Origin of the sequence: Pseudomonas sp. IT-347P (assembly GCF_949768005.1) — a bacterium.
In the GTDB taxonomy this organism is placed as follows: domain Bacteria; phylum Pseudomonadota; class Gammaproteobacteria; order Pseudomonadales; family Pseudomonadaceae; genus Aquipseudomonas.
Genome location: NZ_CATKPQ010000033.1, coordinates 291421 through 308868 on the forward strand (window position 1 = coordinate 291421; position 17448 = coordinate 308868).

The 17448-nt window shown below is 54.5% G+C and carries 14 protein-coding genes; 7 read left to right on the forward strand and 7 right to left on the reverse strand.

Annotation, left to right across the window (positions count from 1 at the left end):
* Window positions 1-67 precede the first annotated feature (67 nt).
* Window positions 68-556, reverse strand: coding sequence for an Lrp/AsnC ligand binding domain-containing protein (locus tag ACM6IV_RS14105; protein ID WP_003177284.1), 489 nt, complete (start codon window positions 554-556; stop codon window positions 68-70).
* 155 nt (window positions 557-711) lie between these two features.
* Between ACM6IV_RS14105 and dadA the strand changes: the two genes are divergently transcribed.
* The 5 genes from dadA (at window position 712) to ACM6IV_RS14130 (ending at window position 4744) form a co-directional block, all read left to right on the forward strand.
* Window positions 712-2016, forward strand: coding sequence for a D-amino acid dehydrogenase (dadA, locus tag ACM6IV_RS14110; protein ID WP_414870453.1), 1305 nt, complete (start codon window positions 712-714; stop codon window positions 2014-2016).
* A complete protein-coding gene (locus ACM6IV_RS14115) occupies window positions 1988-2341 on the forward strand; it encodes a RidA family protein (protein WP_034152045.1) in 354 nt (117 codons plus the stop codon). The genes dadA and ACM6IV_RS14115 overlap by 29 nt, the downstream gene beginning before the upstream one ends.
* A gap of 94 nt (window positions 2342-2435) precedes the next feature.
* Window positions 2436-3509, forward strand: a complete 1074-nt coding sequence (alr, locus tag ACM6IV_RS14120; protein WP_414870454.1) for an alanine racemase — start codon at window positions 2436-2438, stop codon at window positions 3507-3509.
* Window positions 3510-3597: 88 nt separating this feature from the next.
* Entirely contained in the window at window positions 3598-4146 is a 549-nt protein-coding gene (locus ACM6IV_RS14125; protein WP_007920393.1) for a cupin domain-containing protein, read from the forward strand.
* Between the two features lie 181 nt (window positions 4147-4327).
* The gene (locus tag ACM6IV_RS14130) at window positions 4328-4744 is read left to right on the forward strand and encodes a c-type cytochrome (RefSeq protein ID WP_414870758.1); all 417 of its coding nucleotides are present in this window, start codon (window positions 4328-4330) and stop codon (window positions 4742-4744) included.
* 54 nt (window positions 4745-4798) lie between these two features.
* Here ACM6IV_RS14130 and ACM6IV_RS14135 read toward each other — a convergent pair whose 3' ends face one another.
* The 4 genes from ACM6IV_RS14135 to lanM are packed head-to-tail and all read right to left on the reverse strand — an operon-like array spanning window position 4799 to window position 10207.
* Window positions 4799-5518 carry an AAA family ATPase gene (locus ACM6IV_RS14135; protein ID WP_414870455.1) on the reverse strand — a complete coding sequence of 240 codons (720 nt, stop codon included), beginning with the start codon at window positions 5516-5518 and terminating at the stop codon, window positions 4799-4801.
* Window positions 5511-6371, reverse strand: a complete 861-nt coding sequence (locus ACM6IV_RS14140; protein WP_414870456.1) for a hypothetical protein — start codon at window positions 6369-6371, stop codon at window positions 5511-5513. The genes ACM6IV_RS14135 and ACM6IV_RS14140 overlap by 8 nt, the downstream gene beginning before the upstream one ends.
* A gap of 27 nt (window positions 6372-6398) precedes the next feature.
* Entirely contained in the window at window positions 6399-7277 is an 879-nt protein-coding gene (locus tag ACM6IV_RS14145) for a hypothetical protein (RefSeq protein ID WP_414870457.1), read from the reverse strand.
* On the reverse strand, window positions 7274-10207 hold the full coding sequence (gene lanM / locus ACM6IV_RS14150; protein ID WP_414870458.1) for a type 2 lanthipeptide synthetase LanM: 2934 nt from the start codon (window positions 10205-10207) through the stop codon (window positions 7274-7276). The genes ACM6IV_RS14145 and lanM overlap by 4 nt, the downstream gene beginning before the upstream one ends.
* Before the next feature lie 580 nt (window positions 10208-10787).
* Here lanM and ACM6IV_RS14155 point away from each other — a divergent pair.
* Window positions 10788-12710: an acetyl-CoA hydrolase/transferase C-terminal domain-containing protein gene (locus ACM6IV_RS14155; protein ID WP_414870459.1), complete on the forward strand. Its 1923-nt coding sequence runs from the start codon at window positions 10788-10790 to the stop codon at window positions 12708-12710.
* Window positions 12711-12838: 128 nt separating this feature from the next.
* On the opposite strand, the gene ACM6IV_RS14160 is transcribed toward ACM6IV_RS14155, so the two are convergent.
* Together ACM6IV_RS14160 and rep are read right to left on the reverse strand one after the other, a co-directional pair.
* Window positions 12839-13411: a xanthine phosphoribosyltransferase gene (locus ACM6IV_RS14160; RefSeq protein WP_007962388.1), complete on the reverse strand. Its 573-nt coding sequence runs from the start codon at window positions 13409-13411 to the stop codon at window positions 12839-12841.
* A gap of 58 nt (window positions 13412-13469) precedes the next feature.
* Window positions 13470-15479, reverse strand: a complete 2010-nt coding sequence (gene rep, locus ACM6IV_RS14165; RefSeq protein ID WP_414870460.1) for a DNA helicase Rep — start codon at window positions 15477-15479, stop codon at window positions 13470-13472.
* Between the two features lie 262 nt (window positions 15480-15741).
* Here rep and ACM6IV_RS14170 point away from each other — a divergent pair, with 262 nt between their 5' ends.
* Window positions 15742-17415 carry a putative bifunctional diguanylate cyclase/phosphodiesterase gene (locus ACM6IV_RS14170; RefSeq protein ID WP_414870461.1) on the forward strand — a complete coding sequence of 558 codons (1674 nt, stop codon included), beginning with the start codon at window positions 15742-15744 and terminating at the stop codon, window positions 17413-17415.
* Window positions 17416-17448 lie beyond the last annotated feature (33 nt).

Below are 17448 nucleotides of genomic sequence, written 5' to 3' on the forward strand. Positions count from 1 at the left end.
AGGGGAACGCATTCCAACTGTAGGAGTGAGCCTGCTCGCGATAGGGCCGGATCAGGCCCGGCAATCTTCAGTCTGGAATCGGCAGGCTCAAGCTCTCCTTCACTTCTTCCATCACGATATAACTCTTCGACTCCCGCACATGCGGCAGCTTCAACAGAATGTCGCCCAGTAGCTTGCGGTACGACGCCATCTCGGAAATCCGCGCCTTCACCAGATAGTCGAAATCCCCCGACACCAAATGACATTCCAGCACATGCGGCAACTTCAGCACCGCGCGGCGGAATTCCTCGAACGTGTCGCCGGACTTGTAGTCGAGGCTGATCTCGACGAACACCAGCAAGCTACCCTTCAAGTGCTGCGGATTCAGCCGGGCGTTGTAGCCCATGATGATCCCCTCACGCTCCAGACGCCGCACCCGCTCGGTGCAGGGCGTGGTGGACAGACCGACCTTTTCCCCGAGTTCGGTAAAGGAAATCCGCCCGTCCGCCTGCAGGATGCGCAAGATGTTGCGGTCGATCTTGTCCAGCTCACGTTTGGTCTGAGTGTTGGTACGCATAGGGGATGCGCCTCCGTGAAAAGGGTTTTTGCCGAGAATTGTCGCCAAATATAGGCGCTTATATAGTGAAAAGCACTGGCATTTCTTTTTTACACTGCGCGCATCATTGCTCTAACAACAGACGTACGCGGCCCTGCCGCGATGAGGGATACAAAATGCGCGTAATGGTCTTGGGTAGCGGCGTCATCGGTACCACCAGTGCTTACTATCTGGCCCGTGCCGGGTTTGAAGTGGTGGTGGTCGACCGGCAGCCTGCTGCGGCCATGGAGACCAGTTTCGCCAACGCCGGCCAGGTCTCGCCAGGCTACGCCTCGCCATGGGCCGCGCCGGGCGTACCGCTCAAGGCAATCAAGTGGCTGCTGCAACGCCACGCCCCTCTCGCGATCAAGGCCACCGCCGACATCGACCAGTACTTGTGGATGGCGCAGATGCTGCGCAACTGCACCGCCAGCCGCTACGCGGTGAACAAGGAGCGCATGGTGCGTCTGTCCGAGTACAGCCGCGACTGCCTCGACGAACTGCGCGCTGAAACCGGCATCGCCTACGAAGGCCGCAGCCTCGGCACGACTCAGTTGTTCCGCACCCAGGCGCAGCTGGATAACGCCGCCAAAGACATCGCCGTGCTGAAAGAATCCGGCGTGCCGTTTGAAGTCCTCGACCGCGCCGGCATTGCCCGCGTTGAACCGGCGTTGGCGGGTGTCACTGACATCCTCGCCGGTGCCCTGCGCCTGCCGAATGATCAGACTGGCGACTGCCAGATCTTCACCACGCGTCTCGCCGAAATGGCGGTGAAGCTCGGTGTCGAATTCCGTTTCGGCCAGGACATTCAGAAACTCGATTACGCCGGTGATCGCATCAACGGTGTGTGGATCGACGGCAAGCTGGAAACCGCTGACCGCTACGTGCTGGCGCTCGGCAGCTACTCGCCGCAACTGCTCAAGCCGCTGGGCATCAAGGCCCCGGTTTATCCGTTGAAGGGTTACTCGTTGACCGTGCCGATCACCAACCCGGCAATGGCCCCGACCTCGACCATTCTCGACGAGACCTACAAGGTCGCGATCACCCGTTTCGATAACCGCATCCGCGTTGGCGGCATGGCCGAGATCGCCGGTTTTGACCTGTCGCTGAACCCGCGTCGCCGCGAAACCCTGGAGATGATCGTCAACGACCTTTATCCTCAGGGCGGCAATCTGTCCGAGGCGAGTTTCTGGACCGGCCTGCGCCCGACCACGCCGGACGGCACGCCGATCGTTGGCGCCACGCCGTTCAAGAACCTGTTCCTCAACACCGGTCACGGCACGCTCGGCTGGACCATGGCGTGCGGTTCCGGTCGTTTGCTCGCTGATCTGATGGCAAAGAAAAAACCGCAGATCAGCGCCGAAGGCCTCGATATTTCCCGTTACGGCAACAAAACCCAGGAGTCCGCAAAACATGTCAATCCAGCGCCAGCTCACCAATGAGCGCATGAGTCAGATCGTCAGCCACAACGGCACCGTGTATCTGGCCGGGCAGGTCGGCGACGACTTCGATGCGGGGATTGAACAGCAGACCCGCGACGTGCTGGCCAATATCGAGCGCCTGCTCGATCTGGCCGGGACTGACAAACAACACCTGTTGTCGGCGACGATCTATTTGAACGACATCGAAGCGCATTTCGCCGGGATGAATTCGGTGTGGGATCAGTGGCTGCCAAAAGGCGCTGCCCCGGCCCGCGCCACCGTCGAAGCGAAAATGGCCAAGCCGAGCATACTGGTAGAAATCTCTATCGTCGCCGCGCTGCCGTAAGCCGTTGTAAAGATCCCTCTCCCGGCGCTGTTGGCGGTTCACCGTCAGTCGGCGCCGGTTTTTATTTCCCATGACCGCCTAGAAGTCTGCCGCCATGCGTCCTGCCCGTGCCCTGATCGACCTAGAAGCCCTGCGCCACAACTACCGAATTGCTCGCGAAGTCACCGGCGCCAAGGCGCTTGCCGTGATCAAGGCCGATGCCTATGGCCATGGCGCGGTGCGTTGCGCCCAGGCGCTGGAAGCCGAGGCCGACGGTTTTGCCGTCGCCTGCATTGAGGAAGCGCTCGAGCTGCGCGCCGCTGGTATTCGTGGGCCAGTGTTGTTGCTGGAAGGGATTTTCGAGGCCGATGAGCTGGCACTGATCGTCGAGCATGATTTCTGGACCGTAGTGCATTCGCTGTGGCAGCTCGAAGCGATCGAACAGGCAACCCTGAGCAAGCCGATCACCGTGTGGCTCAAGCTTGATTCGGGCATGCATCGCGTTGGCCTGCATCCGAAGGATTATCCGGGGGCCTACCAGCGTCTGCTGGCCAGCGGCAAAGTGGCGAAGATCGTGTTAATGAGCCATTTCGCCCGTGCCGATGAATTGCACGAGCAGAGCAGCGCCGAGCAGGTCGCGGTGTTCGAAGCAGCGCGTCAGGGCCTTGCCGCCGAAGTCAGCCTGCGTAACTCGCCGGCCGTGCTCGGTTGGCCGCAGATTCACAGCGACTGGGTGCGCCCGGGCATCATGCTCTATGGCGCGACCCCGTTCGAAGAGGCCAACGCCGTGGCTGATCGCCTGCAACCGGTGATGACTCTGGAGTCGAAAGTCATTTGCGTCCGTGAACTGCCCGCCGGCGAGCCGATCGGCTACGGCGCCAAATTCATTACTGACAAGCCGATGCGTATCGGCGTGGTTGCCATGGGATACGCCGATGGCTATCCGCGTCAGGCCCCAACCGGCACGCCGGTGCTGGTGGCTGGTAAACGCAGCCGCATTCTCGGTCGCGTGTCGATGGACATGCTCTGCATCGACCTCACTGATGTGCCGGAAGCCGGCCTCGGTTCGAGCGTCGAGTTGTGGGGTAAAAACATCCTCGCCAGCGAAGTGGCGCAGTGGGCGGACACCATTCCGTACCAGATCTTCTGCAACCTGCGTCGGGTGCCAAGGCTCTATTCCGGGGCTTGACGCCGCTACGGGGGCCAAGTGTTGTAAATACTGAACGCTGTCGCCATGATAACGCTCAATATTCTTACAACATCAGGAGGCTCCCGCCTTGGACGTCGGTGAACGACTGCAATCGATCCGCAAGCTCAAAGGGCTTTCCCAGCGTGAACTCGCCAAACGTGCGGGCGTCACCAACAGCACCATTTCGATGATCGAAAAGAACAGCGTCAGCCCTTCGATCAGTTCCCTGAGGAAGGTGCTGGGCGGGATTCCCATGTCCATGGTCGAGTTCTTTTCCGAAGAAATCCTGCAGGAAGTCCCGACCCAGATCGTCTACAAGGCCAACGAGCTGATCGACATTTCCGACGGCGCCGTGACCATGAAACTGGTCGGCCGCGCGCACCCCAGCCGCGCCATCGCCTTCCTCAACGAAATTTACCCGCCGGGCGCCGATACCGGCGAAGAAATGCTCACCCATGAAGGCGAGGAAACCGGAATTCTGGTGGAAGGTCGCCTGGAACTGGTGGTGGGTCTGGAAACTTTTATTCTCGAAGCCGGCGACAGCTACTATTTTGAAAGTACCAAGCCGCATCGTTTCCGTAATCCGTTCGACGCGCCTGCGCGACTAATCAGCGCAGCCACGCCGGCGAATTTTTAACAAAGAGGTGCCAAGTCATGATGGCAAAGGCATCCGGACCGTTTTCCTACCGCGCGGTATAACCCCTTCGACTATGGGGTTGTTTCAGTGTGGCGGGCTACCCGCTATACTTCCGCCCGCCTGCGAACCGTGGCCGCAGGCGTGAATAGCCACCATTGAGGGTGAACGCGTGAACCTAATTATGAAAATGCTGGCCGCACCAGCAACCGTACTGGCCCTCTGGGCTGTCAGCGCTCAAGCTGCGACGAATGACGACATTGCCAAACGCCTCGAGCCGGTCGGCCAGGTGTGTGTTCAAGGGCAGGAATGCAAGGGGATGGAAGTTGCCGCTTCCGCAGGCGGCGGTGGCGGGGCGAAGTCCCCTGATGACGTGATTGCCAAGCACTGCAACGCTTGCCACGGCACAGGCCTGTTGGGCGCACCAAAAATCGGTGACACGGCAGCCTGGAAAGAACGCGCTGACCATCAAGGTGGCCTCGACGGCATCCTCGCCAAGGCCATTACCGGTATCAATTCGATGCCACCAAAAGGCACCTGCGCCGATTGCTCGGATGAAGAGTTGAAAGGTGCAATCCAGAAGATGTCTGGTCTGAAATAAGGCGCTTCTAACGAAAAAAAACCGTCTTTGGACGGTTTTTTTGTGCCTGCAATATCACTGGAGGTTTTTCGCGATATAGGCGCCGGCAGAGTTCAGCACGGCCTTGTACACGGCATAGGCATCAGTATCTTCGGGTGCTATTTGCTCGCAGCGCCCTCTAGTTATTTGTCTCAGATCACATCCCGGGATCGACATAATGAGAGGAGAGTGAGTCGCGATGATGAATTGCGCGCCGCCGCGCGACAGCTCTATTATCCGGTTGATAAACACCAATTGTCTCAACGGGGATAACGATGCTTCCGGCTCGTCGAGCACATACAGTCCCTGGGCTTTGAATCGGTGGTGGAACAGCGCCTCCATTGCTTCACCGTGCGACATGCAATGCAAATCCACACCGCCGTAATAGGTCTTTATTTCGGGATCAAAGCTCCCCTCTGCATCAAGCTTGCGGATCGCAGTGTTCAAGTTATAGAAGGTTTCTGCTCTGTAGAAAAAAACGTCCTTCTCCCTTCGGTAGCCTTTTGAGAGCGTCAGGGTGTCATGCAGATTCGAATGGGTGTTCTCAGTCGAGAAATTGAAATTCTTGCCACCGCCTTCTGGATTGCATCCCAACTTGATGGCAAGAGCTTCAAGTAGGGTGGATTTTCCAGAACCGTTTTCTCCGATAAATACGGTAATTTTGTTATTGAATTGAAGAGGAAAGAGGCCACGTAAAAAATGAGCCTCCGTCTTGTCTGGCTTCAGGCGTATCTGCTGGATGAATAAATCATTCATATTGGTGCCCCCTGAATACTCTACCGACGGATACCTTTACTCCAATCATCGTTATACCAAGTCTTATCGAACTCGTGCTGGCCATGGTAAAAATTCCGACGTAGCCAAGATACGCAATAAGACGCTCGCCGAATAACTCCGGCGTTGCAGTGGCGCTAAAAATGATGACTGATACTGTTCCGGCCGAGATAGCCATTTCCGGCCAGAAGCACTGAATGGCGTTGGCTTTTTGATATTTGTAGCGTGCCTGTACTGTGTTGCTCAAACATTCATTACTATTGTTGATAAGTGATTGAAAGCTCCGCTCATCAATCGTGGGTGAGCTGAAAGTGCTGATTAACGATTCCTTGTACAGCTCTTCATTGATCATTTCGGCTTTATACAGACTCTGGATTTTTGGTTTTGCAAATCTCAACTGCACACAAGTCAATGTAATGATAAATATCAAGGGGATGAAAAAATAAGCGTTTTCACGGAGTAAGATATAGGCTGTGGCAAATGTCAAAATACAAGATCCTGCCAGATGAATTGAGTCATGAAGGACTGAAGCAATTTTTTCCGCATCTTCTTTGATCATCGTCACGCGAGAGCTTAAAGGACAAGGTCTTTCATCATGCACGATGAAATTGATGATTGAAAATCGAGCTTTCGCTTCCATGAGTGCCGCCATGGAGCTGCCCAGCGTTTGCGTCGCGAGCTTGGATAAAAAAACAGCGGTGAGAATGAAATACAGCGTAGTGCTGACAGCGCCACTACTAAGAGCTGTAAGTCCCTCTGCCACGATCGAAGGTATTAGCAACTGGCATGTGGCTGCTAAAGTTAGGCATATTGTCGAAAACAAAAACAATGGCACGTTTTTTCGCAAGCACATAAGCATATTTCAACGCCCCCCGTACTGTAGGTTATAGCTCAGAATTCGTTTGCGACGATAAGAGGCTTCTCTGCTGGAGTAGTAAATGGATATAAGCGACATCGTTGGGCTGAGCACGCGCTCTAGGTAGATGGCCGAGGCAAAGATATCGCCTGTTGTCATAGCGCTTTCACTTATTAAGTTAGCGGAAATCACGAACAAAACAACTATTGCTACCAAATAACATGTTCCTGAAATTGATTCGAAAAAAGATGCTTTCAGGTTTGAACGAAAAGCGAGGCGCTCAATGTTTTTGATGTCCATCTTGACTCTTTCGTTGTACGGTTTGGCATCGAATACATGTGCACAGATTGCTCCGATTGTAATGGTGTTTACTTGTACAAATTCTTCAAAAAGGGTATCGCTATGTCTCTGGGTTATAAAATATGCAGCTAAGGCATATAGCAGGCCGCTAAGGGGGGCGAGCGCCAGAAGAGGATGATACTGAGCCGTTATTACCAGCGCGAAGATTATGATGCTGACGTTGAGTGACGTGTCAAAGAATACCGAATGGTGTAGATACATCGAGCCGTCAACATCACCGTCGATAAGTTCGATCTGCTCACCTGGATTTCCCCTATATGTGGATGCATTGCTTCGCAGGTGCGTCAGAATTGTCCTTTTCTGGATATATCTTGTCCTGGCAGCAGTCCTTTGCAGATAAATGTTGGCTGCTAGCTTCAAGGGAGGCGTCGCGATGATAAGAAGCGAAGCGCCCGCGAGTGCATATAAATATAAGCGGTCTTGGGATACATACAAATTAATTGAATTGCCGATTAGGTAGGGCGACGCGCTTGTTAGAACTGAGATGCCCAGGCCAAAGCAGCAAAGTATCAGGTTGCTTTTCATGGTTTGATAAATTCCATTTGGTGCGGAAGAAATGGAAACTCATAGTTACGGTCAATCAAACCAATGGAACCGAGCAGTGAGCCCACGCGTCCTATCCATAATCCTAATGGATCTGCGGTTTTTGTTCTCAAGACTCTTGAGTCTTTTTCGCTTAAATTGATGATATTCGACCACAGAAAAACTTGTGGATCGAGCAGTGTTTCCGGTGATATTTTTTTGATGATATTCAGAATCCCATAAGCACCATGGCATAAAGAGTCATTGATGGGTCTCTTTCTCTTTTCGAGATTCGAATAAGAGAATGCGGCTTTTGGTGGGTGCTTTTCCAAGAAATCTAGCGCAGGCTGTACTCCATTGTTTGCGAAATAACTGATCGCCAAATAATTACCGGGTAAACCGTGGCTCCAAGCAAACTCACCGGCGCTTGATTCCGAGCGTTTTCTGTAGTCGCGCCAATTTTCAATTGACTCATCATATTCGTTAATCTCCCAAGACAAAAAGCCTAGGAATAATTCGTGGATTGAATCTTTTTTTGCGATAAGTTTATTGAAATAAAATAATGAGTATGCGCACCCCATTATTCCGTGAGACAGGCCACTCAATAAAGCGTCGCTTCTCGTTGTAATTGCATTGTCGAATGTGGGTAGTTTGCTTCCAGATATAAAGGTGAGTTCGGTCTCTATTTTTTTATATAAGGAGTTAGCTAAATCGGAAAACGATAAATCTTCAGTAAGATCGAATAGCAGTGTGAGTACATTCAGAGTGCCGAACATTCCAGAAAGAAAATCAGAGCCCCAAAAATATTTTTGCCACCATGGTTCTCCCAGTACGTCTTCAACATATTTTTTATACAGCTGTAGTAGTTGGCTTTGCCTTTCATCGTTAAAATAATTTAAGCCTATCAGGAGCGGCACGATGGCGGACGATAGACCGAAGTGAAAGCCCCCTAAGTGCGTACCCTTATTTGTCAGTTTTTTAACTATTCTATTGTGGCAATGATTTAGTAATTCAGTTACCAGAGCTTTATCTATGACGCTGCTTTGACTGGCCGCCACTACGCAGCCATAAAGAATACCAGACAGCCCGTAGTAGAAGTCATCTCCTAATTCCGAGAACTCCATATAGCCACCTGGTGATGAGTGAAATCCTAGCCAGAGCCCATTACTTGAAATTTCGGTACGTAACAGATCATTGATCAAGCATGCGTTGATTTCCGATGATTTCCTGATTTTGTTAATGATCTCGTCAATATTTGAATAGTGGGAGCCCTTCACATCGTCGTGTTGTTTGAAGGCGTGGTCTGTGAGTTTATTTCCGTGTTCATACATGTTTTTCATTGCTAAGAGGGTGTTTGAAGTTAGTTTCTCTTCAAATGCAGTTCTGTTTTTGTCCAATGTTTTGATGTATTGGATGCTGTTGTCTATTCCGTTTATATAGTCTTTGCTCTCGAGGTGCCCTGAACCGCTGTAACCGGGTTCGTAGAACTCAAGAGAACCGGCCTGTCCTCGAGCAAAAGGTATGTCCAGATCCAAGCATGCTGAGACCTCCGCATTGAGAAAGCCTATCGCGGGGGCTGTGTCGTTATTAAGGATGTTTTCCAGAAAGGCCGTTCGTTTGTCAGTGCAACGCATTAAGGTTGCATGCAGGGAACATTGAATGGCGTAGTGATATGTCGCGGTCGGTCTGGGGATATACCGGTTTTGTCGGCCTCTAAAAGATTTAATTGTTTCGATAATTGAGGGTTGCGCATTGTTCAATATAGAAAATAGGGTGGTCAGGCCATCGATGATTTCTTTCTCGTAGTCCCACGGCTGCGCCGGTTTCCCGTTAAAATATAAAACATTCTGATTTGGAAAGATTTTGACTCCGTCCATGCCAAACTGGCTGTGACCTGTTTCGTCTTCTAAGTGTTGGTACAGGTTTAAACTGACATATTGCTCTGATAGCCCACCCAGCGCACTCAAGTCTACACCGATACCATCGGTGCCTTTCCAGGTCCAATTCGGAAGAATACTTGTTTGGGTAACGTTCCACCGAACTTCTCTCGGGATTGTCTCAATGTTTAAGGTGCTGTAAAAAATTGTCTCCAGATCAATGGGTATAGGGCTTGCTCCATGCGCAATCAGATTGTCAGAGGTAATGTCAGCCGCCATAAACGCAGTGCAATAGCCTAATAAAAATCCTGCTCTTTTAAAGTATTGATGTACCTCTTCTTCAGTTTCTGCCTGCTGTTGAGGTGTATGCTCTGACCATCCATGTTCTTTTTTCACCAAATAAATTGGTATTTTCCATTCGCAAAAGTCAGTGCCTGCGGCACTGATCAAGGACAATAGAAAATCGGATGCTTCCGCTTCAAGTTTAAGATTTCTTGGTTTGTAAACTATTTTTATGGAGTTAAAGGAAAGCGTGCAAACGGTCCTCGATCCATAATGCGTTTCGCTAGCCGAGACATCAATTGCGGAGAGGTTGACGTCAGACCCAATATTGAATACTTCGTTAATCTCCTGTCTGTCTTCTATCAAATCAGTAAAAAACTGTAATGTAAATTCGACAAAATTGTGTGATATTTTGGTGAGGACTCGATCTAGCTCCGGATAAGCTTTAATAATTTCGATAAGATAGCTTTTGTTTTCGCTGACTAACTTGTAGTAAGAAGAGGTTTCCATCTCTCTGCCGATGATGGATTTTTCAAATATTTGTTTTTCAGTGATTAAAACGTTATTAGCCGCGTTGGTAATTCTCGCTGCCAGGTTTGTTGCGAAACCGCTGATAATAACTGACTGAGTTTTCAGTGCACTTCCGGATGCTTCTGGAAGTTTTTTTTCGATATGATAAATATAGTAAGACAAATATGGCCATACCGGGCAGTCTGTGGTCAGGCATCGGTGGGAGTTCAATGGTTCAGTTAAAAACTCAATCGGCGTTTTCAATATAAAATCCTAAAGTAAGTGAGAGGGGCGGCACGTATCGACCGCCCCTGGCTAATAACTACATGTAAGTCGCGTAGCAGCATCCTTGCCAACATTGTGAGCAACAACTAGTGCATGGGCGCGAACCACTGCTGGCTGCGCTCAAGTTGCTGAATGCTTGAATTGCCAGCGTTGAAATAGGAGCGCTTGAATTTAGAATGCGTGCCCGCGCACTACGGATTGCTAAGAAGTCGATTTCCATAATCTGTCCTTATAAATTTATGTTTAGCCTAAAGGCGTTGATTGCTAATGAAGTGTTACGTTTATAATGCTAGCTGTGACTCAAATAACTTCAATTAAGAAGTGTCCTGAAGTTATGCGTGATTAAATTCGAATAAATGTAGGAAAGAAGCTCTAGGCTTGTGCGATGATTCTCTTGTTGCTGTTAATTCGTTGTTATTGTTGAAAGTTTTCTGGATGTGTTTGCACCAAGCAACGCACTCGCCCATTTCACTTTTTTCTCACTAATCGCCTTCCCTCTGAAGTAAATCCCCGGCAATCTCGGTCTACCCCTATTCACGGAACGGGCAGGAGGCTTCAGATGGTGCAGTTGTGTTCGATCGAACAAGCAGTGGACGACGTGTTGGCACGCCTGCCAGCGCACATCCACATGGGCATGCCGCTGGGCCTGGGCAAACCCAATCACTTCGTCAACGCGCTGTACCGGCGGATCAAAGGCCTGCCCGAGAGGCAACTGACGATCTACACTGCCCTGTGCCTTGGCCGTCCGAATCTGGGCGATGGTTTGCAGAAGCGCTTTATCGAACCCTTCGTCGAGCGCGTCTTCGGTGATTACCCGGAATTCGATTTTCTCGCCGATCTGCAACGTGACAGCCTGCCCGCCAACATCCGTATCGAACAGTTTTTCATGCAGCCCGGCAGCCTGCTCAACAGCGCGCCGGCGCAGCAGGATTACGTCAGCAGCAACTACAGCCACGCCGCTCGCGACATCAACGCCGCCGGCCTGAATCTGGTGGCGCAGTTATTGGCCAGCAGCAGCGAGCATCCCGATCGACTGAGCCTGAGTTGCAACCCGGACATCACCCTCGACCTGTTGCCGATGATCGCCAAACGCCGCGACGCCGGGGAAACCATTTTGCTGGTCGGCCAGGTGCACACCGATCTGCCGTACATGCCCGGTGACGCCGAAGTCGACATCGACACCTTCGACCTGCTGATCGACGCGAAGGACAGCAGCACGCTGTTTTCCACGCCCAACATGCCGGTGGGGTTTCAGGACCATTTCATTGGCTTGCACGCCAGTACGCTGGTGCGAGACGGCGGCACATTGCAGATCGGCATCGGCTCGATGGGCGATGCGCTGACCGCCGCACTGCTCGCACGTCAGGCAGATAACGCCGGATACACAGCGTTGCTCGATGACATCAACCTCAGTCAGTGGGCGCAGTTGATCGAACGGGAGGGTGGCACCGCGCCGTTTGCCAAAGGCCTGTACGGCTGCAGCGAAATGTTCGTCAACGGCCTGTTGGTGTTGGCGGATGCCGGGATCATCCGGCGCAAGGTCTATCCCGACGTGCAGACGCAGGAACAGGCGAACGCCGGCACCCTCGACGAGGCCGCGCAAACTGACGGCATCTCGGTGCATGGCGGTTTCTTCCTTGGCCCGCGCAGTTTCTATGAACGGCTGCGTGAGCTGCCGCAAAGCAAACTGCTTGAGTTCAACATGACCCGCATCAGCTACATCAACGAACTCTACGGGCAGGAAGAACTAAAGCGTTTGCAACGCCTTGATGCGCGCTTCATCAACACCGTGTTCACCATGACATTGTTGGGTGCGGGCGTGGCGGATCAACTCGAAGACGGCCGGGTACTCAGCGGGGTCGGCGGGCAGTACAACTTCGTGGCGCAGGGGCATGCGTTGCATGATGCCCGCTCGATCCTGATTCTGAGAAGTTGGCGTGAGTCCGGTGGCGATGTCAGTTCCAACATCGTCTGGGAATACGGCCACTGCACGATCCCGCGGCACCTGCGCGACATCGTGGTCACTGAATACGGCATCGCCGATCTGCGCGGTAAATCCGACGCTGTGGTGATCGAGTCGCTGCTGAACATCAGCGATTCCCGCTTCCAGCAGGGCCTTATCGAGCAAGCGCAAAAGGTCGGCAAACTGCCGAAGGATTTCCGCCTCGACCCACGCTTTGCCGATAACACACCGCAGCGTTTGCAAGCGATTGCCGCGCGGCATCCGAACCTGTTTCCGGAGTATCCGCTGGGCTGCGATTTCACCGCGATCGAAAGGGATTTGCTGCGGGCGCTGAACTGGCTCAAGAGCAAATTCAAGCTCACCGAAATCATCGAGCTCGGCAAAGCCGCCCTCGACGCCCCTGAGGCGTCGCTATACCCCGAGCACCTGGAACGCATGCAACTGACTGACCCGGAAGGCCTGAAAGAAGACCTCTTCCAGCGCCTGCTCCTCACCGGCCTCAAAGCCACCACCCAATAACTGCCGGACCCAAAACAACTGTAGGAGTGAGCCTGCTCGCGATGGCGGTGTATCAGTCAAACAAGATGTCGACTGACACTACGCTATCGCGAGCAGGCTCACTCCTACAGGGGGGCTGCGGTGTGGCTTTATTCGATGAAGGTAACGACGCCGTCCTTCAACGATTTCACGCGAGCCAGCGACTCAACGCGGTAGCCCTGCGAGTCCAGTTCGGCGCGGCCGCCCTGGAACGACTTCTCGATCACGATGCCGAGACCGGCAACGGTCGCGCCGGCCTGTTTGATGATCGAGATCAGCGCTTGCGAGGCCTTACCGTTGGCCAAAAAGTCGTCGATGATCAGCACGCGGTCGCTGCTGGTCAGGTGGCGCGGGGAAATGGCCACGGTGCTCTCGGTCTTTTTGGTGAACGAGTAAACGGTCGCCGACAGCAGGTTTTCCGTCAGGGTCAGGGACTGTTGCTTGCGGGCGAAGATCACCGGCACGCCGAGGTTCAGACCGGTCATGATCGCCGGGGCGATCCCTGAGGCTTCGATGGTGACGATCTTGGTGATGCCCGAGTCCTTGAACAGCGTGGCGAATTCGTCGCCGATCAGCTTCATCAGGGCCGGGTCGATCTGGTGGTTCAGGAAGGCGTCGACCTTCAGGACCTGGTCGGAAAGCACAATGCCTTGTTCGCGGATTTTCTGCTGCAATGCTTCCATGAAGCTGTCCTCATTTGGCGCTTGGTGCGCCGAAGGTCTAGTAAAAAAGTGGTCAATTCTAGCGCTTTAACATCGCGCGTATATCGGCCAATGCGTTGTTGCCGCGCACGGCTTTGACTTCGGTCGGTGTGTCGTCGTTGCCTTCCCAGGCCAGATCGTCCGGCGGCAGCTCATCGAGGAAGCGGCTCGGCGCGCAGTCGATGATCTCGCCGTACTGCTTGCGCTTGGCGGCGAAGGTGAAGGCCAGGGTCTGGCGCGCGCGGGTAATGCCCACGTAAGCCAGGCGACGTTCTTCCTCGATGGTGTCGGCTTCGATGCTGGAACGATGCGGGAGGATTTCCTCTTCCATGCCCATGATGAACACGTAAGGGAATTCCAGACCCTTGGACGCGTGCAAGGTCATCATCTGCACGCCTTCGGCGCCGTCTTCCTCTTCCTGCTGACGCTCGAGCATGTCGCGCAGGACCAGTTTGCCGATGGCGTCCTCGACGGTCATTTCGCCTTCCTCGTCCTTCTCGAGGGTGTTTTTCAACGCCTCGATGAGAAACCAGACGTTGCCCATCCGGTAATCGGCGGCCTTGTCGCTGGAGCTGTTGGTACGCAGCCAGTTCTCGTAATCAATGTCCATGACCATGCTGCGCAGCGCCGAGATCGGATCCTCACCGGCGCACTGCTCGCGGACCTTGTCCATGAAGCGCTTGAAGCGCGACAGGCGATCGGTGAAGCGGCTGTCCAGATGTTCGCCCAGACCGATTTCGTCGGTGGCGGCATACATCGAGATTTTGCGTTCGGTGGCGTAGTTGCCGAGTTTTTCCAGGGTGGTCGAGCCGATTTCCCGGCGCGGCACGTTGATCACCCGCAGGAAGGCGTTGTCGTCGTCCGGGTTGACGATCAGGCGGAAGTAGGCCATCAGGTCCTTCACTTCCTGACGGCCGAAGAAGCTGTTGCCGCCGCTCAGGCGGTACGGCACCTGGTGGTGCTGCAGTTTCAACTCGATCAACTTGGCCTGATAGTTACCGCGATAAAGGATGGCAAAGTCGCTGTACGGGCGGTCGGTGCGCAGGTGCAGGCTGAGGATTTCCATGGCCACGCGCTCGGCTTCGGCGTCCTCGTTACGGCAACGAATCACGCGGATCTCGTCGCCGTGGCCCATTTCACTCCACAGCTGCTTTTCGAATTCATGCGGGTTGTTCGAAATCAGCACGTTGGCGCAACGCAGGATGCGGCTTGTCGAGCGGTAGTTCTGCTCGAGCATCACCACTTTCAGCGATGGATAGTCGTCCTTGAGCAACATCAGGTTTTCCGGCCGCGCGCCGCGCCAGGCGTAGATCGACTGGTCGTCGTCGCCCACCACGGTGAACTGGTTGCGCTTGCCGATCAGCATTTTTACCAGCAGGTACTGGCTGGCGTTGGTGTCCTGATATTCGTCGACCAGCAGGTAGCGCACCTTGTTCTGCCATTTTTCGAGGATGTCGGCGTGCTCTTCAAAGAGCTTTACCGGCAGCAGGATCAGGTCGTCGAAGTCCACCGCGTTGAACGCCTTGAGCGTGCGCTGATAGTGGGTGTAGACGATGGCAGCGGTCTGTTCTTTGGGGTTGCGCGCGTTTTCCAGGGCCTGGGCCGGCAGGATCAGGTCGTTTTTCCAGGCGCCGATCATGTTCTTGATCTCATCGACGCCGTCGTCGCCCGCGTATTCCTTCTGCATGATGTCGGTCATCAGGGCTTTGACGTCGGTCTCGTCGAAGATCGAAAAACCGGGTTTGTAGCCCAGCCGCGCATGTTCCTTGCGGATGATGTTCAGACCGAGGTTGTGGAAGGTGCAGACGGTCAGGCCGCGACCTTCGCCGGCGCGCAGCAGGGTGCCGACCCGCTCTTTCATCTCGCGCGCGGCCTTGTTGGTAAAGGTCATGGCGACGATGTACTGGGCGCGGATGCCGCAGTTCTGGATCAGGTGCGCGATCTTGCGCGTGATCACGCTGGTCTTGCCGGAGCCAGCACCGGCGAGCACCAATAGAGGGCCGCCGACGTAGTTCACGGCTTCTTGCTGCCGGGGATTGAGTCGGGACATACGAAAATTCGGGAGTCGTTGACGAAATGGGCCGGCATTTTAACAGGCTCAGAGAATTGTGCTGCTCTGTCCGACTTGTGACGTACCACGCGATTCAAATTTGCCGGTTTTGTTACTTTCGCGGAGGATGCGCGGTGATTTTGCGGCTAATGTACTCATTCGTGACACAAAATAACGGTTTGATAACCGTTGTCATTTGGTCATTGAACGGCGCAACGGCATAATGCCCGGCCCACATCATTGCAGAGTCTAGGGAGCTAGCTTGTCTACGCCTGTCGAACCCTTGCGTTTGCTGCTACTGGCCGAAGAGCCAGCGTGGACAGCGTTATTGCGTGAGTGTCTGGCTCCGATGGGGAGCACGGTGGTGCTGATCAGCGCGCCGAGCTGGGAGTCAGTCAGCAGTTTGTTCGAAGACAACCGCCACGCGGTGTTGTTGACCATTGCGGCGTTGCAACCGGCACCGGGCCGTTGCAGCCTGCCGACGGTGTTGCTGCTGGACCATGAACCGGACACCGCGCCTGTTGGCGTCAGCGACTGGCTGGTGTTCGACGCCCTCGACGCCGGCATGTTGCGCCGTTGCCTGCGCCATGTGCGCGAACGTGGCGTTCTCGAAAACACCCTGCAACGCCTCGCCGAACAGGATCCGCTGACCGGCATCGCCAACCGCCAGGGTTTCCAGACCTTGCTCGCCGCACGTCTCGCGGAAAACGACGGTCGCGGCCTGGCCCTCGGGCATCTCGATCTCGACAACTTCCGCCACGCCAACGATGCGCTTGGCCATCAGGCGGGCGATCGCTTGATCCTGCAAGTCGTCGCGCGGCTGAAAAGTCAGCTCGAAGCGGGCGATCAACTGGCCCGGCTGGGCAGCGACGAATTTGCCCTGCTGATCGACACCCGCCGCGCACCGCAGCGCGCCGAGTGGATGGCCGAACGTATCACCGAAGCTCTCGCCGAACCCTATTGGGTCGATGGCGAAAGCTTGCTGATCGGCTCCAGTCTGGGCATCGCTCATGCCCGTGCGCAGGGCGGCGCCGATCCGTTGATGTGGCACGCCCACATCGCCATGCAGCAAGCCAAGAGCACCCAAGGCTGCACCTTTCATATCTTCAACGAACGCATCAACCGCAATGCGCGGAGCATGGCTGATCTGGAAAGCGAGCTGCGCCGGGCGTTGCGTCGCGATGAGCTGGAGCTGCATTACCAGCCGCGCCTGAATCTCGAGGACGGCCAGATCGTCGGCCTCGAAGCCTTGGTACGCTGGCGTCATGGCGAGCGCGGTCTGCTGCCACCGAGTGAATTTGTCCCGTTGGCCGAGCAGAGTGGTTTGATCGTGCCGCTGGGTTACTGGGTGATTTCCCGTGCCCTGCGGGACATGCAGGCGTTGCGCGAGCGCGGGTTGCCGGCGCTGCACATGGCGATCAACCTGTCGTTCCGCCAGTTTCAGGACAGTCAGTTGTTGCCGACGCTCAGCCGCTTGATCGCCGAGCGTGGCGTCGAGGCGCAATGGCTGGAGTTCGAACTGACCGAAACCGCGGTGATGCGCCGCAGCGATCTGGTCAAGCAGACCATGGACGCCCTCGGCCGTCTCGGCGTGCGCTTCTCGCTGGATGATTTTGGCACCGGGTTCTCGTCGTTCGTGCACCTCAACAGCCTGCCGATCACCTTGCTGAAGATCGACAAGAGTTTTGTCGGCGGCATGGAACAGCGCGAAGAGAACCGCAAACTGGTGCACGCGATGATCAATCTCGCGCACAACCTGCATCTGGAAGTGGTGGCGGAAGGGGTCGAGACGCCGGAGCAACTGGAACTGCTGCGCGGGTTTGGCTGCGATCAGGTGCAGGGGTATCTGATCAGCCGACCGCTGCCGTTGGATGAGCTGGTGGAATATCTAACCTTCGGCTCAAGCCAACAGCCAGCCCTCGAAATCGTCAGCTGACCGCAACTTCGGGTTATGCATAAAACCCTGTGG

Coding starts and splice junctions, on each gene's coding strand:
- ACM6IV_RS14135 (WP_414870455.1), bottom strand. CDS start 5,518: ATGAATGATTTATTCATCCAGCAGATACGCCTGAAGCCAGACAAGACG.
- rep (WP_414870460.1), bottom strand. CDS start 15,479: ATGTCCCGACTCAATCCCCGGCAGCAAGAAGCCGTGAACTACGTCGGC.
- ACM6IV_RS14115 (WP_034152045.1), top strand. CDS start 1,988: ATGTCAATCCAGCGCCAGCTCACCAATGAGCGCATGAGTCAGATCGTC.
- ACM6IV_RS14130 (WP_414870758.1), top strand. CDS start 4,328: ATGAAAATGCTGGCCGCACCAGCAACCGTACTGGCCCTCTGGGCTGTC.
- ACM6IV_RS14105 (WP_003177284.1), bottom strand. CDS start 556: ATGCGTACCAACACTCAGACCAAACGTGAGCTGGACAAGATCGACCGC.
- ACM6IV_RS14155 (WP_414870459.1), top strand. CDS start 10,788: ATGGTGCAGTTGTGTTCGATCGAACAAGCAGTGGACGACGTGTTGGCA.
- alr (WP_414870454.1), top strand. CDS start 2,436: ATGCGTCCTGCCCGTGCCCTGATCGACCTAGAAGCCCTGCGCCACAAC.
- ACM6IV_RS14145 (WP_414870457.1), bottom strand. CDS start 7,277: ATGAAAAGCAACCTGATACTTTGCTGCTTTGGCCTGGGCATCTCAGTT.
- ACM6IV_RS14160 (WP_007962388.1), bottom strand. CDS start 13,411: ATGGAAGCATTGCAGCAGAAAATCCGCGAACAAGGCATTGTGCTTTCC.
- dadA (WP_414870453.1), top strand. CDS start 712: ATGCGCGTAATGGTCTTGGGTAGCGGCGTCATCGGTACCACCAGTGCT.